Source organism: Streptomyces sp. SAI-170 (genome assembly GCF_049739565.1).
GTDB lineage: Bacteria > Actinomycetota > Actinomycetes > Streptomycetales > Streptomycetaceae > Streptomyces.
In genome coordinates, this window is record NZ_JBMGQD010000001.1 from 2,521,690 (window position 1) to 2,543,806 (window position 22,117).

A 22,117-nucleotide genomic window follows, 5' to 3' on the forward strand; every position below is an offset into this window, starting at 1 on the left:
GTTCCTTGTCGGGGCGGCGGCCGGCTGCGTCGCGTCTTCTTCCTGCACGGTTCCCGACCGGCAGAACATTGTCCATCCCCCGGCCAGGCTCCGGAGGATTGCCCGGTCGGGCTCCGGGTGAATCCCGGTCAGGCCCGGTTGCCCTGGTCACCCACCAGCGTGCCGATCTTCTCACCCTTGACGGCGCGAGCGATATTGCCTTCGGCCAGAAGCTCGAAGACGAGGATCGGAAGCCTGTTGTCGCGGCACAGCGTGATGGCCGTGGCGTCGGCGACCTTCAGGTCGCGCGTGATGACCTCGCCGTAGCCGAGCGCGTCGAACTTCACGGCGTCCGGGTTGGTCTTGGGGTCGGAGTCGTAGACCCCGTCCACGCCGTTCTTGCCCATGAGCAGCGCCTCGGCGTCGATCTCCAGGGCGCGCTGGGCGGCGGTGGTGTCGGTGGAGAAGTACGGCATGCCCATACCGGCGCCGAAGATGACCACGCGGCCCTTCTCCAGGTGGCGCACGGCGCGCAGCGGGATGTACGGCTCGGCGACCTGGCCCATGGTGATCGCGGTCTGCACGCGGGAGTCGATGCCTTCCTTCTCCAGGAAGTCCTGGAGGGCGAGGCAGTTCATCACGGTGCCGAGCATGCCCATGTAGTCCGAGCGGGCGCGGTCCATGCCGCGCTGCTGGAGCTCGGCGCCGCGGAAGAAGTTGCCGCCGCCGATGACGACCGCGATCTCGGCGCCGTCACGCACGACGGCGGCGATCTCACGGGCGATCTTGTGTACCACGTCGGGGTCCACGCCCAGGCCCCCACCGCCGGAGAACGCCTCTCCGGACAGCTTCAGCAGATACCGGCCGCGCACTTTGCCGTCGTCGCTCTTCTGGGCCTTGGTGGTCATGGAGATCCCGCCTCTTTCACGTGTTGCACATACGAAGAAGGCCACTGCCGGTGGGGTGTGCTTCCCATGCTCGGCAATGGCCTCCTCGTCAGATCTGCTGTCGTCCGTCACACGCGCGTGCGACGGCGTACGCGGACGACTGCGGTCGACCTCGGCGGGGTTCCGCCGTCGGTCGCGCTTCGGTCCCGGTACGGACTCAGATGCCGACCTTGATGCGCGAGAAGCGCTTCAGGGTGACACCGGCCTCGTCCAGAACCTTCTGGACCGACTTCTTGTTGTCGAGCGCGTACGGCTGACCGAGCAGCGTAGCGTCCTTGAAGAAGCCGTTGACCCGACCCTCGACGATCTTGGCGATCGCGGCCTCGGGCTTGCCCTCGGCGCGGGTGGTCTCCTCGGCGATACGACGCTCGGACTCGACGACCTCGGCCGGGACGTCCTCCTTGGAGAGGTACTTCGGCGCGAAGGCGGCGATGTGCTGGGCGATGCCCTTGGCGACCTCGGCGTTCGGCTTGTCCAGCTCGACGAGGACACCGATCTGCGGGGGCAGGTCGGGCATCGTGCGGTGCATGTAGGCGAGCACGAAGCCGTCGGAGTACTGCGCGAAGCGGTCGAGGACGATCTTCTCGCCGAGGTTGGCGTTGGCCTCGTCCACGAACGCCTGGACGGTCTTGCCGGGCTCGATCTCGGAGGCGAGCAGGGCCTCCAGGTCGGCCGGGGAGGTCGCCGCGACGTGCTCGGCGATCTTGTTGGCGACGGCCTGGAACTTGTCACCCTTGGCGACGAAGTCCGTCTCGCACTTCAGCTCGACCAGGACACCGGTGGAGTTGTCGTCGGCGATGATCGAGACCACGGCGCCGTTCTCGGCGGAGCGGCCCTCGCGCTTGGCGACGCCCTTCTGGCCCTTGATGCGCAGCGCCTCGACGGCCTTCTCGACGTTGCCCTCGGCCTCGTCCAGCGCCTTCTTGCAGTCCATCATGCCGGCGCCGGTGAGCTCACGGAGCTTCTTGACGTCAGCGGCGGTGTAGTTCGCCATGAGTCTGTGAGTCTTTCTCGAAGTCTGGGTTGGATCCGCTCGGTCGCGACCCACATGTAGTCGCGGACCGCGTACCTCGTGCTGACCTACGGGTGAACGACGGGGGCGGACTTCTCCGCGCCGGAGGCGCTGCTGGATGCAGTACAGCCCCCGTCGTCAGCGCTGACGGTGTCAGGCCTGCTCGCCCTCGGCGGCCGGAGCCTCGGCGGCGGGGGCCTCGGCGGCCGGGGCCTCGGCGGCGGGAGCCTCAGCAGCGGGAGCCTCGGCGGCCTCCGCGGCGGGAGCCTCCTCGGCCTTCTTCTCGCCACCCTCGAGCAGGTCGCGCTCCCACTCGGCGAGCGGCTCGCCCGCGGCCTTCTCGCCCTTGTCACCGGTGGCGACGCGCGAGCGGGAGATGAGGCCCTCGGCGACGGCGTCGGCGATCACGCGGGTGAGCAGGGTGACGGAGCGGATCGCGTCGTCGTTGCCCGGGATCTTGTAGTCGACCTCGTCGGGGTCGCAGTTGGTGTCGAGGATGGCGACGACCGGGATGTTGAGCTTCCGGGCCTCGCCGACCGCGATGTGCTCCTTCTTGGTGTCCACGATCCAGACGGCGCTGGGCACCTTCTGCATCTCGCGGATACCACCGAGGGTCTTCTCCAGCTTGGCCTTCTCGCGCGAGAGGACCAGGAGCTCCTTCTTGGTGAGGCCGGAGGCGGCCACGTCCTCGAAGTCGATCTGCTCGAGCTCCTTCAGGCGCTGCAGACGCTTGTAGACGGTCGAGAAGTTGGTGAGCATGCCGCCCAGCCAGCGCTGGTTGACGTAGGGCATGCCGACGCGGGTGGCCTGCTCGGCGATGGCCTCCTGCGCCTGCTTCTTCGTGCCGACGAACATGACCGTGCCGCCGTGGGCGACGGTCTCCTTGACGAACTCGTAGGCGCGGTCGATGTACGACAGCGACTGGAGCAGGTCGATGATGTAGATGCCGTTGCGCTCGGTGAAGATGAAGCGCTTCATCTTCGGGTTCCAGCGACGGGTCTGGTGACCGAAGTGGACGCCGCTCTCCAGCAGCTCCCGCATCGTGACGACGGCCATGGCCGTTCTCCTCGTGTTTCTCGGTTGTGCCGCGAGTGCCGGACGGCACCCGCGCCTGACGCTCCCGATGCGCCTGCCGCGAAGGACCGAGTGGCGCGTGACACCGGTGGTTGACCCATCGGCGCCGGGGCGTGCGAAGTCGACCCGGTGGCCCGGGTCGCCATCAGAAGTGTACGGGACCGGAGAGGCAGCGGGTGACGCCGCTGTCCACAACCGGCCGTCGGTCCACAGGTCCGGGCGGGGTCGGGCGGCCGTGCGGGACGGTCGTGCCATGCGAACGAACCGATACGCAGGCCTGAGCTGGGCCGTGCTCCTGGCCTTGGCCCTGACCGTCCTCACGGTCGCGACCGTCCTCACGCGGGCCGCGCAGGCCGACGCGCCGCCGCCGACACCCGCGGCGACGGTGGATCCCGCGCCGTCGGTGGATCGGGTCCCGCCCCTGGCCCGCGCCTGGCCGGTGGGGCTACGGCCCCGGGTCCTGCGCGGCTGGCAGCCCCCGGCGACGCCCTACGGCCCCGGCCACCGCGGCGTCGACCTGGCGGCAGCGCCCGGCACCCCGGTACGGGCGGTTGCGGCGGGCGGGGTGTCCTTCGCGGGGCGGGTGGCCGGAAAGGGGGTGGTCTCGGTGGACCTGCCGGGTGGCCTGCGCACTACGTACGAACCGGTACGGGCGACCCTCCGCAAGGGCGTCGAGGTGACGCCCGGCCAGATCGTCGGCACGGTGGAACCGACGGGCTCCCATTGCACGCAGCCGTGCGTCCACTGGGGCCTCAGGAGAGGAGACACCTATCTGAACCCACTCGGCCTGCTGCCTCCATGGCTGCTGCGCGCCGGCCCGTCGAGACTGCTGCCTGTGTGGGGGGTGCCATTGCCGTGACGGCCGTCGTCCGTCCGCGGACCGTGACCGGCTGGTCGCGCAGTTCCCCGCGCCCCTGGGGAGATGCGCACGCACGCGCTGGACAGCCGCCACGGGCCTCAGCCCTGAACGCCCCTGAGCACCATCGCCACCGCAGCGTCCGCGATCACGCTCGGCTCCTCCGCCGCCCCCAGTTCGAGGCGTCGCACGGCCGCGTCCACGATGCCCTGGACGAGCATGGCCGCCAGGCGAGGCTCCGCGTGTCCCAGGTCCGCCAGCGCGGAGACGATCATCGCGACCAGGCTCCCGTGCGCGGCCCGGATCTTCTCCCGGGCGCCCGCGTCCAGCTCACTGGCCGAGATCGCCACTACGGCCCGGTGCCGCCGGTCCCCCACCAGTTCCAGCTGAGCGCGCACATACGCCTCGACCTTGCGCTGAGGGGACACCTCCCGCTCCATCGCGGCGGAAACCTCCGCCGCCCACACGGGAAAGTCGACCTCGCACAGCTCCTCGACAACGGCGGCGCGGGAGCGGAAGTACTCGTACACGGACGACCGCGCCAGCCCCGTGCGCTCGGCGAGGGCCGGGAAGGTCAGCGCCTCCGTCCCGCCCTCGGACAACAGGGAACGAGCCGCGTCCAGCAGGGCGGCTCGCTGCATCGACCGGTGCTCGGCCACGGAGGCCGCTCGAATCCTTGGCACGTCAACCACTGTACGGACGCGCCACCCGCAGCGGGAGAGACGAAGCCCGCCGGCTGTCTCACCTGCCGGGTCACCGCCCGAAGCTCGCCAGCTTCGCGCGCAGCTGGAGCACGGACTTGGTGTGGATCTGGCTGACCCGGCTCTCGGTCACGCCGAGCACGTTCCCGATCTCGGCCAGCGTGAGGCCCTCGTAGTAGTAGAGCGTGACGACCGTCTTCTCCCGGTCGGGCAGCGTGTTGATCGCCCGCGCCAGGAAGCGTCGCAGCTCCCGGTCCTCGGCCACCTCCACGGGGTTGTCGGCGGCCGTGTCCTCCAGCGTGTCCATGAAGCTGAGCCCGTCGCCGTCCTCGCCGCCGACGTGCAGCAGCTCCTCCAGCGCGACCACGTTGGCGAGCGACAACTGGCTGAAAACGGCGTGGAGTTCGTCCACGGCGATGCCCAGCTCGGCGGCCACCTCGCTCTCCGACGGGGTGCGGCGCAGGCGCGCCTCCAGGGTGGCGTAGGCGCGTTCCACATTGCGCGCCTTCTGCCGCACCGAGCGCGGGATCCAGTCCAGCGCCCGCAGCTCGTCGATCATCGCCCCGCGGATCCGGGTGATCGCGTACGTCTCGAACTTGATCTCCCGGCCGATGTCGAACTTCTCGATCGCGTCGATGAGCCCGAAGACGCCGGAGGAGACGAAGTCGGCCTGTTCCACATTGGGCGGCAGCCCCACGCTCACGCGTCCCGCCACGTATTTCACGAGCGGCGAGTAGTGCAGGATGAGCTGCTCGCGCAGCCGCTCGTCCCCGGTCGCCTTGTACGACCGCCACAGTTCGTCGAGCGTCGAGGGAGCGGGCGGCCGCACGCTGCCACCGTCGCGGGCGGCTGGGGGGACCGCCGCCGCCCGGTCGGACCCGGAGGTGTGCTGGGGCATTCGTCGCCTTGAGCCGTTCTGCCGTGAAGCTTGCGAAGTAGGGGTGCCTGGGTGAGCTGTCGGTTCGGTGTCGAGTTGCCGGTATGAGTCCCGGAACTTCGTGAGCGTAGCGTGACTGCAGTGTCGCGGTGCGCGAACAGTGGGCCGTGACCCGTGCGCAGATACGTTCCGCTGACCGCCCTGCCGAGGTAGGGCGGCCACGGGCCGTGACGGCCTCGACACGTCAACTCCGTGATTTCCCAAGGGGAGTACGGCTTCCCCCGGACGGACGAACACGCTCGGTCAGCTTCGTGGACGACCCCCGCGGACGGAGATCATCGCCTGGCGTGTCAACTTCCAGCCGTCGCCGTGTCGTTCGACGTAACCGAGTGCTCTGAGTTCGTACAGTCTCGCGATCGCGTCGTCCTCGGTCGTCTGTGCGCCGCGCGCGATCTCGTCCGGCGCGGCGGCCCGGCGGGCGGGCAGCGCGGCGAGGACACGCCGGGCGGCGGGGGCGAGCAGATCGCGTGGCAGCACCGGGCCGCGCCGCTCCGGGGCGAGCTGGCCCATGGCACCGACCAGCTCGACGACCTCGGCGGCGTCGGTGACGAGCACGGCCTCCCCGCGCAGAAGTTCGTGCACGCCGGCCGAGAGGCCGCTGGTGGCCGGCCCGGGGACGCCCATCGTGTGCCGGCCGAGCCGCGCGGCGGCCCGCGCGGTGACCAGCGAGCCGCTGCGGTGGGCGGCCTCCACGACCACGGTTCCCCTGGTCAGCGCGGCGATGACACGGTTGCGCAGGACGAATCTGCTCGGCGTCGGATGCTCACCCGGCGGCAACTCCCCCACCACCAGGCCCTGTTCCGCGATCCGGGTGATCAACTCGGTGTGTCCGCGCGGGTAGGGCCGGTCGACGCCGCAGGCCAGGACGGCGACGGTGGCGCCACCCGCGCCGAGGGCACCGCGGTGGGCGGCGCCGTCGACGCCGTAGGCACCGCCGGAGACGACGACCCAGCCGTGCTCGGCGAGGCCCGCGGCGAGGGTGACGGCCATGTGGGCGCCGTACTCGGTGCAGGCGCGGGCGCCGACGACGGCGACCGATCTCAGCGCCCACATCCGCAGACTCGGCCGCCCACGCACCCACAGCCCGATCGGCCGGGCGTCGCCCAGGTCGTCCAGCTGCCCGGGCCACTCGGTCCCGCCCGGGCACACGAACCGCACCCCGGCCTCCCGCGCGACGGCGAGATCCCGCTCGGGCTCGGCCCGCCGCGCCCGCGCCAGCAGCCCGCCCCAGCGCGTGGCACTCGCCCCCGGCAAGGCCTCCCCGCCGCTCCGCAACCGGGCCACCACCTCCCCCATGCCGACCTCTCGCAGCCACCGTCCGGCCATCTCGTCCCCCGGCTCGACGACCCGAGCGAGGAAGACCCGCTCGAGCAGTTCGTCGTCGGGCTCGTCGCTCATGCCGTCGCTCCGATGGCCATCGGCACGCCCCGCGGGACCCCGGTGCGCAGTTGCAGTGCCAGGCCGACGTCCAGGGCGGTGGGCCGGTCATGGCCGACGAGGTCCGCGACGGTCCACGCCACACGCAGCACCCGGTCGAGGCCGCGGGCGGTCAGCACGCCCCGCTCCAGACAGCGCTCGGCCTCGTCCATGGCCCCGCTCGCGGCGTACCAGCGGCTGCGCAGTTCGCGTCCGGGCACCTCGCCGTTGGTGCGCCACGGTGTGCCGGCGAGCCGGGCGGCGGCGCGCTCACGGGCCTGCCGGACTCGCCCGGCGACCACGGCCGTGAGCTCACCGCGCGCCCCACGATCGGTCAGCTCGGCCCGGGTGACGCGGTCGACCTCCACCCGGAGGTCCACCCGGTCGAGCAGCGGCCCGGAGAGCCGGGCCTGATAGCGGCGGATCGCGGAGGGCGGGCACTCGCACAGGTCGTCCGTCTGGGAGAACCGCCCGCACGGGCAGGGGTTCGCGGCGAGCACCATCAGGAACCGGGCCGGGAAACGGACGACCCCGGCGCTGCGCGCGATGACGACATGGCCCGCCTCCAGCGGCTGGCGCAGCGCGTCGAGGACCTGGCTGCTGAACTCCGGCGTCTCGTCCAGGAACAGCACGCCCCGGTGCGACAGCGACACCGCGCCCGGCCTGGCGATGCCGGGGCCGCCGCCCACCAGGGACTGCATGGTCGCCGAGTGGTGCGGGGCGCAGTAGGGGGCGACGTCGACCAGCGGCTTGCCCGCCGGCAGCAGCCCGGCCACCGAGTGCACGGCCGTGACCTCCAGGGACTCCTGCCGGGTGAGCGGGGGCAGGATGCCGGGCAGCCGTTCGGCGAGCATGGTCTTCCCGGCCCCGGGCGGCCCCTCCAGGAACAGGTGGTGCCCTCCGGCGGCGGCGACCTCCACTGCCGTGCGGGCCGAGAGCTGGCCCACGACGTCGGCCAGGTCGTGCCCCGTGTCGTGCTGGGCCGCGCCCATGCTGTGCATGCCGGTGGCCGCGCCCGTGCCGGGCATCCGGAGTCCGGCGAGCAGCGGGTCGGGGCGCCCCAGATCGTCGGGTTCCTCGTCGGGCACCGGCTCGTCCGCCAGGACGGCGATGAGCTGCCGCAGGCTCCGGACGCCGAGCACGGACACCCCGGGCACCAGGGACGCCTCCGCGGCGGCGCACTCGGGCACCACCACCTGCTCGTAGCCGGCGTCGGCGGCTGCCAGCACGGCCGGCAGCACTCCGCGCACCGGCCGTACGCGGCCGTCCAGGCCCAGTTCACCGATCATCACGATGTCGGCCAGGACTCGGGGGTCGATGCGTTCGGCCGCGCCCAACACCGCCGCCGCCACAGCAAGATCAAATCCGCTGCCGCTCTTCGGCACCGACGCCGGGCTCAACCCCACCGTCAGCTTCTTCTGCGGCCAGGCCGCGCCCGAGTTCACCACGGCCGCACGGACGCGGTCCCGGCTCTCGGTGAGGCTCTTGTCGGGGAGCCCCACGAGGGTGAACGCCGCGACGCCGGGTTCGAGGTCGGCCTGGACCTCGACGACCACGCCCTCGACGCCGACGAGGGCCACGGAACAGGTGCGTGCGAATCCCATGTCAGGCCACCCCCCGCGCGTGCTCGACGACGGGTGCGCCGCGCTGGGGCAGCAGGACGCCGACGAGGTCGATGCGGACGCCGCCCGGCGGTGCTCCTCCGTGCTGCTGGATCCAGCGCTCCGCGAGGTCCCGCAGGCGTTGCGCCTTCTCGGGGCTCACGCCGGCCATCGGATGCTCGAAGGTCCCGCCCCTGCGGGTCTTCACCTCGCACACGACCAGGACGTCCCCGTCCCGGGCCACGATGTCGATCTCCCCGGTCCTGCCGCAGCGCCAGTTGCGCTCCAGGACCGCCATACCGGTGTCGGTCAGCCGCCGTGCGGCCAGCGTCTCGCCGTACTTGCCGAGTGCACTTCGTGCGTTCATGTCGGCACCACCTCCGGCACCGACGATCGCGCAGCCCAGCCACCCCGAGTTGATCTTGGTGGACAGTCAGGTGACTGTGGAAAACTCCGTCACCCGTTCGGGTCCTGCCGCCCGAAGAGCGACCAGCCGCCGAAGAGCCACCGACCCTCAGCTGCCCGGCAGCTCCAGATCGCTCTTGTTCAGCTCCTCGATGTTCACGTCCTTGAACGTGAGCACTCGCACCTGCTTCACGAACCGAGCCGGCCGATACATGTCCCAGACCCAGGCGTCCGCCATGGACACCTCGAAGAAGACCTCACCCTGGACCGAGTGCACCTGCATCTCGTAGTCGTTGGTCAGGTAGAAACGCCGCTCGGTCTCGATCACATACTTGAACAGACCGACGACGTCGCGGTACTCCCGATAGAGCTTGAGCTCCTCCATCTCGGTCTCGTACTTCTCGAGGTCCTCGGCGCTCATGGCATGTTCCCCTTCAGCCGTGCGATCCACCCATTGTGCGCCAGTCCCGTGGGCCCCTAGACGATTTCCGTGTCAAGGGTGACGGGCCTGGCCGGGGGACCCTCGTCGAGCAGCTTGCGCAGCAGCCCGGCGAGCCTGGTCGGATACACCGTCTCATGCGTCCGGGTCAGTTCCTCGCACGCCCACCATCTGGCTCCGGCGACGCTCTGCCGCTCCAGCTCGGTCAGGGCCGCGGCCCGGGTCGCGGTCTGCGCCGTACGGGCCAGGTAGTACCACTCGTCCTGGTCCCAGCGGCGCCCCGCGAACGGGAACGAGCACCTGCGCCGCCACAGCACCGGGCCGAGCTCGACCTCGGTGATCCCGGTCTCCTCGGCGAGTTCCCGCAATGCGGCCTCTTCGCGCGTCTCGTCGCCCTCCACCCCGCCGCCGGGCGTGAACCACCAGTCGTCCGCCGGATCGCCCGGCTCATGGCCGTGCAGCAGCAGAATGCGGTCCTGCGGATCGAGCAGCACCACCCGGGCGACCTTCCGAAGCCCGCCCTCGTACGTGTCCCGAGGCGCGTCCGTCGCCTCAGCGGCCACGGCCGCCGCCTCCCACGCGCTTGGCGATCGGCCCGTACGCCGCGCCGAGCAGCACCAGTGCGGCCCCGCCGATGATCATGTAGACGATCAGCCGGTACGGCCCGGGCTCGGACAGCTCGGAGCCGAGCGCCTCGAAGCCCGTCGGGCGCTCCAGCAGGCCGTTCATGGGCCAGACGACGGCGTCGACGCGCCCGCTGACCGCCGAGCGCGCGACCGAGCCGCTCGCCGCGTCCTGGAGGTGGGCGGTGGAGTCCAGCGAGCCGTGCCGCTCGTCGCCGAGCAGGAACAGTCGGCCCTCGGGGACGGTCACCGTCGGGAAGGCGATGCTCTCCGCGGGCTCGCCCTCGGGCAGATACGGTTCGTCGATCTGCTTGCCGTTGACCGTGAGCTTGCCCTTGGTGCAGCACGCCACGGTGTCCCCGCCGACGGCGACGACCCGCTTGACCACGGGGGCGTTCGCCCAGTTGGGGTCCTTGAAGACGACGACGTCGCCACGGCGTATCTCGTCGCCGTCGACGCGCTGGGCCAGTACCCGGTCGCCCGCGTTGATCGTCGGGGTCATGGAGCCGGTGGGCACGGTGTACGGCCGGTAGACGACCGCTCCCCAGCCGAAGCCGGCGAGGAACAGCACCAGGCCCAGCGCCACCGCCAGCCCGGACAGCGTCTGCCCCGCCCGGCCGCCCGCCGCTCGGTTGTCTGTCCCGCTCCGCGGGGCCGTACGTGTCGCGCTCTCACCCATGGGTCCGCACCCTACCCGGCGGTACGGGAAGCGGTCAGCCCCTCCACCGCGACCGGGATCGCAGCGTGAGGGGCTGACGGAAGACGCGTGAGGGTCAGCTCTTGCGCCGGCGTCGCCACACGGCGATCGGCAGCACGCCCGCGAGCGCGAGGGCGGGCGGCGCGCCCGTCAGGGCCGGGGCGGCCGACGCCTGGTCGTCCAGGCCGGGCTGGTCGAAGGTGTCCGGCACCGGCAGGGTGCCCCAGCGGTTGATCGGCCAGGCCTTGACGATGGCACGGCCGACGACCTTGTCCACGGGGACCATGCCCTTGTTGGCGTCCGCCTGGTTGTAGCGCGAGTCGCGGGAGTTCTGGCGGTGGTCGCCCATCACCCAGATGAAGCCCTCGGGCACCTTCACCTTGAACCGGCCGCCGGAGGTGTCGTCGCTGCACGGGGTGTTGCCCGGGTAGACGTACGGCTCGTTCAGCGCCTTGCCGTTGACCTTCAGCGGGCCGGTGCCGGTGCACTCGACGGTGTCGCCGCCGACGCCGATGACCCGCTTGATCAGGTCCTTCTCCTCCGAGGACGGCATCAGGCCGATCCAGCTGAGGACGGTCTGCAGCGCGTTCGGGTCGGGCGTGGGCTCGCCGGCCAGCCAGTTGTCCGGGTCGTGGAAGACGACGACCTCGCCGCGCTCGGGCTCGGAGCCGAACCAGGGGGTCAGCTTGTCGACCAGCACCCGGTCGCCCTGCTGGAGGGTGTTCTGCATCGAGTCGGACGGGATCGAGAACGCCTGCACCAGGAACGTCTTGATCAGCAGCGCCAGCACCAGCGCGATACCGATCAGGATCGGCAGCTCCTTCCAGAAGGAGCGCTGCTTCCTCGCCTGCGGCTCGCCGGGCTCGCCGGGCTCGTCGCCCTGCTGTGAGTGCTCGCCCGTCACCGCGCCGTCCTCGGTCGTACCGGCGTCACTCCCTGAGTTCACGATGCTGTCCGCGGCCGGATCGGCCGCTTCCACGGGGCGTCCGCGGTGCTCCTCGCCGTCGTGTCCGGACCGTGCGCCAACCGCCACATCCCCCACGCCAACTCCTTACTCTGTGCCGCCGCCTGCGCCGTACCCGGTGCAGGCCCACCACTCCCATAACGAGCGGGAGTTCCGCAGGGCTCGGGAGCTGGGTCATTGCGTTCGGATCGTTCGGATCGTAGAGGCCAACCCTATGCGACAGCCGGGGACCCGCCGTCGACCCGGAGGCCGAGTCGGGCACGGAGGCGAAGGTTTCCGGCTCCTCCAGGCCGGTCCAGTGGCCGACGGGCCAGCCGATGACGATCGCGCGCCCCACCACCTCGTCGACGGACACGGTGCCGCCGTAGTCGGTGTCCTGGTGCGAGCGCGAGTCCGCGGAGTTGTCGCGGTGGTCGCCCATCACCCACAGCCGACCCGGCGGCACGGTGATGTCGAACTTGGATTCGGAGGGGGCGTTTCCGGGATACAGGTACTCGGTCTCGTTCAGCGCCACGCCGTTGACGGTCACCCGCCCGCGCGCGTCGCAGCACACGACATGGTCGCCGCCGACCCCGACGACCCGCTTGATCAGGTCCTTCTCGTCGTCGGAGGGCAGCAGGCCGATGAAGGTCAGTGCCTCCTTGACCTGCTTGACGACGACAGGGTCGTCCTTCTTCTGCGTGGGCTGCTCGTCCTGGAGCCAGCCGCCGGGGTCCTTGAACACCACGACGTCCCCCCGTTCGGGCTCGGAGCCGAACCAGGGGGTGAGCTTGTCGACCAGCACCCGGTCGCCGATCCGGATCGTCTGCTCCATGGAGCCGGACGGGATCACGAAGGCCTGGACGAGGAACGTCTTCAGGACGAGGGCTATGAGCACCGCCACACCGATCAGGAGCGGTATCTCCTTGATCGCCGAGCGCCTGCGGCGCCGCTTGACCTTGCGCTGCAGCTTGCGCCGCTCGGCCCGGGTCCGCCCACCGGAGGCCCTGGTGGAACCGGACGCGCGGCGGCTGCCGGTGGGCAGCAGCTCCTCGGCGGCGCTGCCGGGCGTCCCGCGCGGCTTTCCACGGTTACCCATGCGCACCCCCGGACGCGGGCACACGCGCGTACGCGGCCGGACGCTCCAGTCGCGTGAGATGGCCGACCGGCCATACGACGGACTCGGCGCGCCCGATCACCGCGGTGACGGGCACCATGCCGCCGCCCGGCGAGCCCAGATGATCGCGGGAGTCGCTGGAGGCGCTGCGGTGGTCGCCCAGCAGGAACAGCCGGCCGCCCGGCACGACGACGTCGAAGGGCACCGTGGAGGGCCGGTCACCGGGATACAGGAAGGCCGACTCGTCGACCGGCCGGCCGTTCACCTCGATCCTGCCCTCCCTGTCACAGCAGACCACGTGGTCTCCCCCCACCCCCACGACGCGTTTGATGTAGTCGGCGTCCCCGAAGTACCCGGTGCCGTCGAAGACCACGACGTCCCCCCGCTGCGGATCGGCCCCGAAACGGTACGCCAACTTATTTACGAGAACGCGGTCCCCGACCCTCAATCCCTGCTCCATCGAGCCGCTGGGGATCTGGAAGGGCTGCGCCACGAAGACGTTGACGAGCAGCAGGGACGACAGGCAGACCAGCAGGGCGAGGGTGAACCGTCCGCCGGGCAGCCAGGCGGTGATCCGCGGCAGCAACGCGAAACGCGACCGGCCCTCCGGCCCCCCGGTGTCCGAGGTCTCCTCGGATCCAGCTGGGCGGGAGGAGCGGTCGCGCTCCGTGTGCTGTGCTTCGGTGTCCATCGGGGCCAGATGCTATCCGGCCCCCATGAGAGCCCCGACGCGAGATCAGCTCTCGCGCTTCTCCTTGATCTTCGCCGCCTTGCCGCGCAGGTCGCGCAGGTAGTACAGCTTGGCGCGGCGAACGTCACCACGGGTGACGAGCTCGATCTTCTCCACGATCGGGGTGTGCACCGGGAAGGTGCGCTCGACGCCGACGGAGAAGGAGACCTTGCGGACCGTGAAGGTCTCGCGCACGCCGGAACCCTGGCGACGAATCACCACGCCCTTGAACTGCTGCACACGGGAGCGGTTGCCCTCGATGACGCGGACGTGGACGTTGACGGTGTCACCCGGGCGGAAGGCCGGGACGTCGCTGCGCAGCGACGCGGCGTCGACGGAGTCGAGCAGGTGCGACATTTCGTCTGCTTTCTTCGCTGATGCCACAGGTCATCAACGGAACCTAGATTTTCTGGCGGGAACTGTCGTGCGAGTCGGGGCGGGCGTCGTGTCCCCCTGTGGCAGGTGGGGCGCACGCCGGACGACGCACAACAGCGACCTATTCTTCCACGTCCTCGACCCGCCGCCAAAATCGGCCGTACTGCTCGCCCTCCGGGTCCGGGGCCCAGCCGAGGATGGACAGCATCTCCCGGTCCTTCTTGTCGAAGGCCTTGGGGTCGCAACGCTCGATCAGATCGGGCCGGTTGGCCGTCGTACGCCGAAGGGCCTCGTCGCGGCGCCAGCGGGCGATCTTGCCGTGGTGGCCGCTGAGCAGCACCTCGGGGATGTCCCGGCCGCGCCACAGCGGCGGCTTGGTGTAGACGGGGCCCTCCAGGAGGTTGGCCATCGCGCCGGGCGCGAAGGAGTCGTCCCGGTGCGACTCGGCGTTGCCCAGCACCCCGGGCAGCAGCCGGGCCACGGCCTCCGTGATGACCAGCACGGCCGCCTCGCCGCCGGCCAGGACGTAGTCGCCGATGGACACCTCGTAGACCGGTATCCGGGTGGCGTACTCGTCGATGACGCGCCGGTCGATGCCCTCGTACCGCGCGGGCGTGAAGATGAGCCAGGGGCGCTCGGAGAGCTCCACGGCCAGCTCCTGGGTGAACGGGCGGCCACTCGGCGTGGGCACGATCAGCGCGGGCGCGCCGGAGCCCGCCTCGTAGCCGTCGGCCAGGACGCTGTCCAGGGCGTCGCCCCACGGCTCGGTCTTCATGACCATGCCGGGACCGCCTCCGTACGGCGTGTCGTCGACCGTGTTGTGCCGGTCGTAGGTCCAGGAGCGCAGGTCGTGCAGCTGAACGTCCAGCTGACCACGCGCGCGTGCCTTGCCGACCAGGGAGACGTTCAGCGGCTCCAGGTACTCGGGGAAGATCGTGACGACGTCGAGCCGCATCAGGACTCGTCCTCCGCGGCGTCCCGGCTGGAGGCGATCTCCGCCCGCTCGTCGATCAGCCCGGGCGGCGGGTCGATGATCGCCCGCTGCTCCTCCAGGTCGATCTCGGTGACGATCTCCTGCACGAACGGGATCATCACCTCGCTGCCGTCCTCCCGCTCGACGATGAACAGGTCCTGGGAGGGCAGATGCGAGATCTCGGTGATCCGCCCCACCTCGACGCCGTCCTTCGTCACCACGTCCAGGTCCATCAGCTGGTGGTCGTAGTACTCGTCCTCTTCCTCGGGCAGCTCGTCCGGGTCGACATCGGCGATCAGCACGATGTTGCGCAGTGCCTCGGCGCCCGTCCGGTCGGTGACGCCCTCGAAGCGCAGGAGCAGCCGGCCGCTGTGGACGCGGCCGGTGGCGATGGTGAGCGGCCCGGCGGAGGCCGGGTCGGTGGCAAGGACGGCGCCCGGCGCGAGCCGCAGCTCGGGCTCGTCGGTACGTACCTCGACGGTGACCTCGCCCTTGATGCCATGGGCGCGACCGATCCGCGCGACTACCAGCTGCACGTGTACAGATCTCCTGTCAGAACGACTACGGGCCGGGGACGGCCCGGAGGCCTTCCCCGGCCCGAGCCGGATGCGGTAAGCGTCAGCGGACGTTGTCCACGTCGACGAGGTCGACACGGACACCGCGGCCACCGATGGCGCCCACGACGGTACGCAGAGCGCGTGCGGTGCGGCCGTTGCGGCCGATCACCTTGCCGAGGTCGTCCGGGTGGACCCGGACCTCGAGCACCCGCCCGCGGCGCAGGTTGCGCGAGGCGACCTGCACATCGTCAGGGTTGTCGACGATGCCCTTCACGAGGTGCTCGAGAGCCTCCTCGAGCATGCTCAGGCCTCGGCCGACTCGGAGGACTCGGCGGCAGCCTCGTCCTTCTTCTCCGCCTTCTTCTTCTGGGTGATGGCCTCACCCTTGCCCTCGTCGTCGCCACCGAGGGCCTCGAACGACGGGCGAGCCTTCTTGGGCTCGGCGACGAGCAGCGGAGCCGGGGCGGGCTCGCCCTTGAACTTCTGCCAGTCGCCGGTCTTCTTCAGGATGGCGAGAACCGGCTCGGTCGGCTGCGCGCCGACACCCAGCCAGTACGCCACACGCTCGGCGTCCACCTCCATGACCGACGGGTTGTAGGTCGGGTGGTACTTGCCGATCTCCTCGATCGCACGACCGTCACGACGGGTACGGGAGTCGGCGACGACGATGCGGTAGTGAGGCGAACGGATCTTGCCCAGACGCTTCAGCTTGATCTTGACTGCCACGGGAGTGGGTTCTCCTGGATTTGACGTGGTTGGGCACGGCGAGACTGCCGCGTGGGGTTGCGGTACCCGAGTGCCCGACGGACGCGTCAGCCGGAGGAGAGAGGGGTCCTGTGCGGCTGTCGAGTACAGCTAGCCATTGTGCCACACCCGGCGGGTCGCCTCCGACCCGAGGACGGGGCGCGCACGCGGGCACGACTGAGGGGCACCCGGCGTGGAGGTGAGAAACGCCGGGTGCCCTGGACCTCGGCCGCACCGGCAGCCACGAGATGCCGGTGATCCTGGCCGTCTTACGCCGCTCCGACCACCTCGGGAATCCGGAACGGCTTCCCGCAGCCCCCGCACACGATCGGCGCCTGGGCGAGGACGGAGGGGACCACGCGGACGTTGCGACCGCAGTCGCAGACGGCCTTGACGCGGACACCGCCGCCCGAGGAGCCGTGGCGCGCGGCCGGTCCCCGGAAGGTGCGGGAGGTGTCGGCCGAGGTCGCGGCCGTGTGGGCCTTCAGGGCCCGCTGGAGGCGCTCGATGGTCGGGCGGTAGCGCCGCTTGGCCTCGGGGTTGAGCGAGACCAGCGAGAAGCCGCTGCTCGGGTGCGGCTCCTCGGGGTGGTCCAGGCCCAGCTCCTCGGCGATCGCGAGGAATCTGCGGTTGTGGTACCGGCCGGCCCGGGAGGTGTCGCGCACTCCCCGGGCGGCGGCGATGCCGTGGACTGCCTCATGGAGCAGCCGTTCGAAGGAGAGTTCGTGACCGCACGCGGACGACGACTCCCCGATCAGGGACTCGGGCGCGGCAAGGTCCGGCAGCTCGGGGTGGTACCGCTGAATGTCGGCCCACGCCTGTGCCAGCTCTGCGGCGAGAACAGGTGGTGTCTGTGTCGTGCTCACGTAATGACAACGAGCCAGGGTCCCGCTGTGTTCCTATTCCGGGGCATCCCAAATAATTTGCACGTACCCGTCAGTTGCCGCTGATGCGTCCCGACGAGGGCGGGTGCGCCGATCTGCGGAGAAGCCACGCAGCTCCTACCAAGCCGGTGCGTAGTAACCCCTACGACCCGGCGCGTAGGGCCGTCGCCGACGCGGGCCCGCGGATGCGCAAGAGGCGTTTCGGCCGCCTCCCGGTAACTGGCCCAGCGCACGCGGCCCCAGCGACGTTACCGGGCGCGTCCGCGGCCCCCGACACCACCCCGCCCCGGCCCCAGGTTGCGGGCGCGTGAATTCTCGCCACATGCGCGGCCGGCCCCCAAGCCGGGCGACACGACCACTGGACGCCACCGCGAGCCGGGAGTTACCTGGCATACGGGGGAACAGCGAGCGCACGGCACGCGGGCCACGACAACGGGCCCGGCAGAAGACTCTCGGCGGATTGGGGCGCTTTAGATGACACCTACGCTCGTGCGGCAGCACCAGCCTCATGCGGGGGCGCGTCCCCGTGTGGACCTGCGTGCACGCGCGCGTGACTGGTCCGAGATCCAGGAGCGGATGCTGGTCCCGCTCTACGAGGCCGTCTACGAGCGACTCGACGTGGGGCCGCCGACCCGGCTGCTGGGCCTCGGCTGCGGCAGCGGCCTGGCCCTGCTGCTGGCGTCCTCGCGCGGCGCCGCCGTCACCGGTGTCGACGGCTCCTCCCCCGAACGGCTCGACCTGGCCCGGCAACGCCTGCTGCCCGGCGGCGGGTCCACGCACGCGCGCGTGGCCGCCCGGCTGGTCGAGGGCACGCCCGGGGACGCGGCCGACCCGCAGTCACCGCCGTACACCCTGGTGACCGCGTTCGAGCCGGTCGGCGGCCTGGCCGGCGACGCGGAGGGGCTCGGCGAGCTGCTCGCGGCGGCGGCCCCGCTGGCCGAGCGCGGGGCACCCGTGGTGCTGACCGGCTGGGGTCCGCCCGAGCGCTGCGCCACCGCCGGGGTGCTGCGCGCGGTCCTCGGGCCGGACGATCCCCCGCGCGGCGCCGGCGGCTGGCGTCCCGCCCTGCGCGACGACCTGGAGGAGGTCGCCCAGCGGGCCGGGCTCAGGCCGGACGGCTCGGGCCGGGTCAGCTGCGCCTTCGGGTACGCCGACCTCGACAGCGCCGTACGCGGAATGCTGTCGACGGGCCTGTTCGACGCGGCCCTCACGGCGGCCGACCGGGAGCAGGTCGACAAGGAACTGGCCGAGGCTCTGCACGCCCACCGGCGGGTGGACGGCACGGTGTGGATGCCGAACGTCTTCCGCTATCTGATCGCCCGGGTGTCCTGAACCGGCCACGGACCTCCGACAGTCCAGGCGGAAATTCGACGGTCCGGCCAGGGATCAGGCCGGCTGCGAGAGACCCCCGCGACGCCGGCGTGATCCGAACGACAGGCCCTAGATGCTCTCCTCGGTGTCCTTCGTCAGCCGGGCGACCCCCGCGATCCGGTACGCGTCCGCCTCCTCCAGGGTCTCCCGCTCCAGCAGCGCCTCCGCCAGGGCGTCCAGTTGCCCGCGGTGGTCGCGCAGCTTGCGGCAGGCCTCCTCGTAGCAGTCGTCGACGATCCGCCGCATCTCGCCGTCGATGACGTCGAGGGTCCCCGGCGCGGCCGCGAGCCCGTACGCCTGCTGGGCGTCGTTCGGCAGCGCGGACAGCCGGCCCACGCGCTCGCTCATGCCCCAGCGGGCGACCATGCCCCGCGCGATGTTGGTGACCTGCTCCAGATCGCTCTCGGCGCCGGTCGTGACGACCCCGAAGACGACCTGCTCGGCCGCCATGCCGCCGAGCGCGCCGATGATCCGGCCGCGCAGATACTCCTCCGTGTACGCGTACTTGTCCGATTCCGGCGTCGACAGCGTCACCCCGAGCGCCCTGCCGCGCGGCACGATGGTGATCTTGCGGACGGGGTCGGCACCCGGCTGGAGCATCCCCAGCAGCGCGTGTCCGCTCTCGTGGTACGCCGTCCTGCGCCGCTCCTCCAGTGGCATGACCAGCGGCCGTTCGGCTCCGAGCTGCACCTTCTCCAGCGCCTCCGACAGGTCGGACTGCGTCACCTGCTGCTGTCCGCGCTTGACGGCGAGCAGGGCCGCCTCGTTGGCGAGGTTGGCCAGCTCGGCGCCGGTCATGCCCGGGGTGGTGCGGGCGACCTGCGTGAGGTTGACGTCGTCGGCCAGCGGGATCTCGCGGGTGTGGATCTCCAGGATGGCCTCGCGGCCGCCCCGGTCCGGCGGTGAGACGTTGACGATCCGGTCGAAGCGGCCGGGCCGGGTCAGCGCCGGGTCGAGGACGTCGGCACGGTTGGTGGCCGCGATGACGATGACGCCCTCCGAGCCGGAGAAGCCGTCCATCTCGGTGAGGATCTGGTTCAGCGTCTGCTCGCGCTCGTCGTGCCCGCCCACGCTCCCCCCGCCGCCCCGCGCCCGCCCGATGGTGTCGATCTCGTCGATGAAGATGATCGACGGCGCCACCTTGCGGGCCTCCGCGAACAGCTCCCGCACCCGGGAGGCGCCCACGCCCACGATCATCTCGATGAACTCCGAGGCCGACGCCGAGAAGAACGGCACCCCCGCCTCCCCGGCGACCGCCCGCGCCAGCAGCGTCTTGCCGGTGCCGGGCGGCCCCGCGAGCAGCACCCCGCGCGGCATCTTCGCGCCCATACGGCGGTAGGCGTCCGGGTTCTTCAGGAAGTCCACGACGTCGTTGAGCTCGCCCTCGACCTCGTCGATGCCGGCCACGTCCTCGAACGTGGTGCGCCTCTCCCCCGCCTCCAGCTCGACCGGCTTCGGCGGCGGCTTGCGCCCGAACATGCCGCCCGCGCCGCCCAGCCCCTGACGCATCCGCCGCGCGATCACGATCCACACGACGATGATCAGCAGCATCGGCGCCAGCGAGATCAGCAGGTTGGCCAGAAAGCTGCGTTGCTGGACGACCGGCTCCGCCGTCACCGTGACCTTGTTCTTGCTCAGGTCCTCCCACAGCTGGTCGTCCGCGAAGGACGGGCGCTGTGTCTTGAACTTGGTGTAGCTGCCGTCGTGATCCGGTCTGTCCCGCTTCTCCTTGAGCTGCCCCTGGATCGCGTCGCCCTTGGAGTAGATCTTGCTGACGTTCCCGGCGTCCACCTGCTTGCTGAACTCCGTGTACGAGATCGTCGGCTCGTCCCCCTCGCCGAAGAACGACAGCACGAGGTTGGCGATCAGGAACACGATCAGCGCGGTGAGGGCCAGACTCCACCAGCCGCCCCGCAGCCTGCGTCCGCCCGGCGACGGCTTGGGCGGCTCCTCGGGCGTGCCCTCGGTGCGCCAGGGCTGTTCGGGGGACTTGCGCGGCGGCGCCGGGTTGGTCATATCCGGACGTTACGACAGGAAAGCCGCGGGGGCATGCGGATGTACGACGCCGGGGTGCGGCCTGCGCGAAGGGCGTCTGCGTGAACGCCTGGGGGCGCCCTCCACGACAGAGGGCGCCCCCAGAGGACGTACGACCGGACTCGGTCAGCCCATGAACTTCTTGAACTCGTCCGGCAGCTCGAAGTCCTGACCCGCCTGCTGGCCGGGCAGCCCGAAGGCACCGCCCTCGGCGGCCGCCGCGCGGCGGGCGGCCTCCTCCTGCTCCTGCTGCTTGCGCTTCATCGGGTTGCCGGAGCGCTGCTTGCCCTTGGCCTTCTTCGGCTGCTTCTTGGAGCGGCCGGGGCCGCCGCCCATGCCCGGGATGCCGGGCATACCCGGCATGCCACCGCCCTGGGCCATGCGGGACATCATCTTGCGGGCCTCGAAGAACCGCTCGACCAGGTTCTTCACCGCGCTGACCTCGACACCCGAACCGCGGGCGATACGGGCCCGGCGCGAGCCGTTGATGATCGTCGGTTCCTGGCGCTCGGCCGGGGTCATCGACTTGATGATCGCGGCGGTGCGGTCGACGTCCCGCTCGTCGATGTTGTTGATCTGGTCCTTGATCTGCCCCATGCCGGGCAGCATGCCGAGCAGCTTGCTGATGCTGCCCATCTTCCTGACCTGCTCCATCTGGGCCAGGAAGTCGTCCAGGGTGAAGTCCTGGCCCTTCTTCGACGCCAGCTTGGAGGCCATCTTGGCGGCCTCTTCCTGGCTGAACGTCTTCTCCGCCTGCTCGATCAGGGTGAGCAGGTCACCCATGTCGAGGATGCGGGAGGCCATGCGGTCCGGGTGGAACGCGTCGAAGTCGTCGAGCTTCTCGCCGTTCGACGCGAACATGATCGGCTTGCCGGTGACCTCGCGGATCGACAGCGCGGCACCACCGCGGGCGTCGCCGTCGAGCTTGGAGAGGACCACGCCGTCGAAGCCGACGCCGTCACGGAAGGCCTCGGCGGTGTTGACCGCGTCCTGGCCGATCATCGCGTCGACGACGAACAGGATCTCGTCGGGGCCGATGGCGTCGCGGATGTCCGCGGCCTGCTGCATCATCTCCTGGTCGATACCGAGGCGGCCCGCGGTGTCGACGATGACGATGTCGTGGACCTTGGACTTCGCGAAGTCGATGGAGTCCTTGGCGACCTTGACCGGGTCACCGACGCCGTTGCCCGGCTCGGGCGCGTACACGGCGACACCGGCGCGCTCGGCGACGACGCTCAGCTGGTTCACGGCGTTCGGGCGCTGGAGGTCACAGGCCACCAGCAGCGGCGAGTGGCCCTGCTCCTTCAGCCACCGGCCCAGCTTGCCCGCGAGCGTGGTCTTACCGGCACCCTGCAGACCGGCCAGCATGATCACGGTCGGCGGCTGCTTGGCGAACCTCAGCCGGCGGGTCTCGCCGCCGAGGATCCTCACCAGCTCCTCGTTGACGATCTTGAGGACCTGCTGGGCCGGGTTGAGCGCCCGCGACACGTCGGCCCCGAGCGCACGCTCCTTGACGTTCTTGATGAACGTCCGGACGACAGGCAGGGCCACGTCCGCCTCGAGGAGCGCGATCCGGATCTCGCGCGCAGTGGCGTCGATGTCCGCCTCGGAGAGCCGTCCCTTGCCGCGCAGGTTCTTGAAAGTCGCTGAGAGGCGATCGGAGAGAGTATCGAACACGGCGCTCGCGGTCCTCGGGGTCGGT

The 22,117-nt window shown here is 70.9% G+C and carries 24 protein-coding genes; 2 read left to right on the forward strand and 22 right to left on the reverse strand.

Annotated elements, in window-relative coordinates; all coding sequences use genetic code 11:
- Positions 1 to 128 precede the first annotated feature (128 nt).
- From pyrH to rpsB, 3 genes are all read right to left on the reverse strand, one after another.
- The gene (gene pyrH, locus RKD23_RS11020; protein WP_424853530.1) at positions 129 to 887 is read right to left on the reverse strand and encodes a UMP kinase; all 759 of its coding nucleotides are present in this window, start codon (positions 885 to 887) and stop codon (positions 129 to 131) included.
- Between the two features lie 196 nt (positions 888 to 1,083).
- Positions 1,084 to 1,920 carry a translation elongation factor Ts gene (tsf, locus tag RKD23_RS11025; RefSeq protein WP_404046425.1) on the reverse strand — a complete coding sequence of 279 codons (837 nt, stop codon included), beginning with the start codon at positions 1,918 to 1,920 and terminating at the stop codon, positions 1,084 to 1,086.
- 171 nt (positions 1,921 to 2,091) lie between these two features.
- A complete protein-coding gene (rpsB, locus tag RKD23_RS11030) occupies positions 2,092 to 2,994 on the reverse strand; it encodes a 30S ribosomal protein S2 (protein ID WP_424853531.1) in 903 nt (300 codons plus the stop codon).
- A 271-nt stretch (positions 2,995 to 3,265) separates the two neighbouring features.
- Between rpsB and RKD23_RS11035 the strand changes: the two genes are divergently transcribed.
- On the forward strand, positions 3,266 to 3,871 hold the full coding sequence (locus tag RKD23_RS11035) for a M23 family metallopeptidase (RefSeq protein WP_424853532.1): 606 nt from the start codon (positions 3,266 to 3,268) through the stop codon (positions 3,869 to 3,871).
- A gap of 98 nt (positions 3,872 to 3,969) precedes the next feature.
- Here RKD23_RS11035 and RKD23_RS11040 read toward each other — a convergent pair whose 3' ends face one another.
- The 17 genes from RKD23_RS11040 to RKD23_RS11120 all read right to left on the reverse strand — a co-directional run bounded on the left by RKD23_RS11040 (position 3,970) and on the right by RKD23_RS11120 (position 16,992).
- Positions 3,970 to 4,527, reverse strand: a complete 558-nt coding sequence (locus RKD23_RS11040) for a TetR/AcrR family transcriptional regulator (protein WP_424858215.1) — start codon at positions 4,525 to 4,527, stop codon at positions 3,970 to 3,972.
- Positions 4,528 to 4,621: 94 nt separating this feature from the next.
- On the reverse strand, positions 4,622 to 5,467 hold the full coding sequence (gene whiG, locus RKD23_RS11045) for an RNA polymerase sigma factor WhiG (RefSeq protein ID WP_424853533.1): 846 nt from the start codon (positions 5,465 to 5,467) through the stop codon (positions 4,622 to 4,624).
- A 282-nt stretch (positions 5,468 to 5,749) separates the two neighbouring features.
- Entirely contained in the window at positions 5,750 to 6,904 is a 1,155-nt protein-coding gene (dprA, locus tag RKD23_RS11050) for a DNA-processing protein DprA (protein WP_424853534.1), read from the reverse strand.
- Positions 6,901 to 8,526 carry a YifB family Mg chelatase-like AAA ATPase gene (locus RKD23_RS11055; RefSeq protein ID WP_424853535.1) on the reverse strand — a complete coding sequence of 542 codons (1,626 nt, stop codon included), beginning with the start codon at positions 8,524 to 8,526 and terminating at the stop codon, positions 6,901 to 6,903. The genes dprA and RKD23_RS11055 overlap by 4 nt, the downstream gene beginning before the upstream one ends.
- A gap of 1 nt (position 8,527) precedes the next feature.
- Positions 8,528 to 8,890 (reverse strand): YraN family protein, encoded by a 363-nt coding sequence (locus tag RKD23_RS11060; RefSeq protein WP_424853536.1) that lies wholly within the window; start codon positions 8,888 to 8,890, stop codon positions 8,528 to 8,530.
- 147 nt (positions 8,891 to 9,037) lie between these two features.
- Positions 9,038 to 9,349: a DUF2469 domain-containing protein gene (locus tag RKD23_RS11065; protein ID WP_424853537.1), complete on the reverse strand. Its 312-nt coding sequence runs from the start codon at positions 9,347 to 9,349 to the stop codon at positions 9,038 to 9,040.
- 56 nt (positions 9,350 to 9,405) lie between these two features.
- On the reverse strand, positions 9,406 to 9,930 hold the full coding sequence (locus RKD23_RS11070) for an NUDIX hydrolase (RefSeq protein ID WP_424853538.1): 525 nt from the start codon (positions 9,928 to 9,930) through the stop codon (positions 9,406 to 9,408).
- Positions 9,920 to 10,669, reverse strand: a complete 750-nt coding sequence (lepB, locus tag RKD23_RS11075) for a signal peptidase I (protein WP_424853539.1) — start codon at positions 10,667 to 10,669, stop codon at positions 9,920 to 9,922. The genes RKD23_RS11070 and lepB (RKD23_RS11075) overlap by 11 nt, the downstream gene beginning before the upstream one ends.
- 94 nt (positions 10,670 to 10,763) lie before the next feature.
- Positions 10,764 to 11,729 (reverse strand): signal peptidase I, encoded by a 966-nt coding sequence (gene lepB, locus RKD23_RS11080; protein ID WP_424853540.1) that lies wholly within the window; start codon positions 11,727 to 11,729, stop codon positions 10,764 to 10,766.
- On the reverse strand, positions 11,617 to 12,729 hold the full coding sequence (gene lepB / locus RKD23_RS11085) for a signal peptidase I (RefSeq protein WP_424853541.1): 1,113 nt from the start codon (positions 12,727 to 12,729) through the stop codon (positions 11,617 to 11,619). Before lepB (RKD23_RS11085) ends, lepB (RKD23_RS11080) begins: the two co-directional genes overlap by 113 nt.
- Positions 12,722 to 13,438, reverse strand: coding sequence for a signal peptidase I (lepB, locus tag RKD23_RS11090; protein WP_424853542.1), 717 nt, complete (start codon positions 13,436 to 13,438; stop codon positions 12,722 to 12,724). The genes lepB (RKD23_RS11085) and lepB (RKD23_RS11090) overlap by 8 nt, the downstream gene beginning before the upstream one ends.
- Positions 13,439 to 13,483: 45 nt before the next feature.
- Positions 13,484 to 13,834 carry a 50S ribosomal protein L19 gene (rplS, locus tag RKD23_RS11095; protein ID WP_103781700.1) on the reverse strand — a complete coding sequence of 117 codons (351 nt, stop codon included), beginning with the start codon at positions 13,832 to 13,834 and terminating at the stop codon, positions 13,484 to 13,486.
- Positions 13,835 to 13,973: 139 nt separating this feature from the next.
- Complete coding sequence (gene trmD / locus RKD23_RS11100; protein WP_424853543.1) at positions 13,974 to 14,807, reverse strand: tRNA (guanosine(37)-N1)-methyltransferase TrmD; 834 nt, start codon at positions 14,805 to 14,807, stop codon at positions 13,974 to 13,976.
- The gene (gene rimM, locus RKD23_RS11105; RefSeq protein WP_424853544.1) at positions 14,807 to 15,361 is read right to left on the reverse strand and encodes a ribosome maturation factor RimM; all 555 of its coding nucleotides are present in this window, start codon (positions 15,359 to 15,361) and stop codon (positions 14,807 to 14,809) included. Before rimM ends, trmD begins: the two co-directional genes overlap by 1 nt.
- Before the next feature lie 82 nt (positions 15,362 to 15,443).
- Positions 15,444 to 15,683, reverse strand: a complete 240-nt coding sequence (locus RKD23_RS11110; RefSeq protein WP_029385578.1) for an RNA-binding protein — start codon at positions 15,681 to 15,683, stop codon at positions 15,444 to 15,446.
- Positions 15,684 to 15,685: 2 nt separating this feature from the next.
- Positions 15,686 to 16,108, reverse strand: coding sequence for a 30S ribosomal protein S16 (rpsP, locus tag RKD23_RS11115; protein ID WP_404046392.1), 423 nt, complete (start codon positions 16,106 to 16,108; stop codon positions 15,686 to 15,688).
- Positions 16,109 to 16,395: 287 nt separating this feature from the next.
- Entirely contained in the window at positions 16,396 to 16,992 is a 597-nt protein-coding gene (locus RKD23_RS11120; protein WP_404046390.1) for a hypothetical protein, read from the reverse strand.
- Between the two features lie 492 nt (positions 16,993 to 17,484).
- On the opposite strand from RKD23_RS11120, the gene RKD23_RS11125 reads away from it, so the two are divergent.
- The gene (locus tag RKD23_RS11125; RefSeq protein ID WP_424853545.1) at positions 17,485 to 18,342 is read left to right on the forward strand and encodes an SAM-dependent methyltransferase; all 858 of its coding nucleotides are present in this window, start codon (positions 17,485 to 17,487) and stop codon (positions 18,340 to 18,342) included.
- A gap of 108 nt (positions 18,343 to 18,450) precedes the next feature.
- Here the strand turns inward: RKD23_RS11125 and ftsH are convergent, their stop codons facing one another.
- Positions 18,451 to 20,397 carry an ATP-dependent zinc metalloprotease FtsH gene (ftsH, locus tag RKD23_RS11130; RefSeq protein ID WP_424853546.1) on the reverse strand — a complete coding sequence of 649 codons (1,947 nt, stop codon included), beginning with the start codon at positions 20,395 to 20,397 and terminating at the stop codon, positions 18,451 to 18,453.
- Positions 20,398 to 20,541: 144 nt separating this feature from the next.
- The gene (gene ffh, locus RKD23_RS11135) at positions 20,542 to 22,092 is read right to left on the reverse strand and encodes a signal recognition particle protein (RefSeq protein ID WP_424853547.1); all 1,551 of its coding nucleotides are present in this window, start codon (positions 22,090 to 22,092) and stop codon (positions 20,542 to 20,544) included.
- Between the last annotated feature and the right edge of the window lie 25 nt (positions 22,093 to 22,117).

Bases quoted from the DNA above. Each gene is read 5' to 3' on its own strand.
- RKD23_RS11065 (WP_424853537.1), bottom strand. From the start codon at position 9,349: ATGAGCGCCGAGGACCTCGAGAAGTACGAGACCGAGATGGAGGAGCTC.
- tsf (WP_404046425.1), bottom strand. From the start codon at position 1,920: ATGGCGAACTACACCGCCGCTGACGTCAAGAAGCTCCGTGAGCTCACC.
- lepB (WP_424853539.1), bottom strand. From the start codon at position 10,669: ATGGGTGAGAGCGCGACACGTACGGCCCCGCGGAGCGGGACAGACAAC.
- rplS (WP_103781700.1), bottom strand. From the start codon at position 13,834: ATGTCGCACCTGCTCGACTCCGTCGACGCCGCGTCGCTGCGCAGCGAC.
- trmD (WP_424853543.1), bottom strand. From the start codon at position 14,807: ATGCGGCTCGACGTCGTCACGATCTTCCCCGAGTACCTGGAGCCGCTG.
- lepB (WP_424853541.1), bottom strand. From the start codon at position 12,729: ATGGGTAACCGTGGAAAGCCGCGCGGGACGCCCGGCAGCGCCGCCGAG.
- RKD23_RS11110 (WP_029385578.1), bottom strand. From the start codon at position 15,683: ATGCTCGAGGAGGCTCTCGAGCACCTCGTGAAGGGCATCGTCGACAAC.
- RKD23_RS11125 (WP_424853545.1), top strand. From the start codon at position 17,485: ATGACACCTACGCTCGTGCGGCAGCACCAGCCTCATGCGGGGGCGCGT.
- pyrH (WP_424853530.1), bottom strand. From the start codon at position 887: ATGACCACCAAGGCCCAGAAGAGCGACGACGGCAAAGTGCGCGGCCGG.
- RKD23_RS11060 (WP_424853536.1), bottom strand. From the start codon at position 8,890: ATGAACGCACGAAGTGCACTCGGCAAGTACGGCGAGACGCTGGCCGCA.
- RKD23_RS11035 (WP_424853532.1), top strand. From the start codon at position 3,266: ATGCGAACGAACCGATACGCAGGCCTGAGCTGGGCCGTGCTCCTGGCC.
- dprA (WP_424853534.1), bottom strand. From the start codon at position 6,904: ATGAGCGACGAGCCCGACGACGAACTGCTCGAGCGGGTCTTCCTCGCT.
- whiG (WP_424853533.1), bottom strand. From the start codon at position 5,467: ATGCCCCAGCACACCTCCGGGTCCGACCGGGCGGCGGCGGTCCCCCCA.
- ftsH (WP_424853546.1), bottom strand. From the start codon at position 20,397: ATGACCAACCCGGCGCCGCCGCGCAAGTCCCCCGAACAGCCCTGGCGC.
- rpsB (WP_424853531.1), bottom strand. From the start codon at position 2,994: ATGGCCGTCGTCACGATGCGGGAGCTGCTGGAGAGCGGCGTCCACTTC.
- RKD23_RS11055 (WP_424853535.1), bottom strand. From the start codon at position 8,526: ATGGGATTCGCACGCACCTGTTCCGTGGCCCTCGTCGGCGTCGAGGGC.
- lepB (WP_424853542.1), bottom strand. From the start codon at position 13,438: ATGGACACCGAAGCACAGCACACGGAGCGCGACCGCTCCTCCCGCCCA.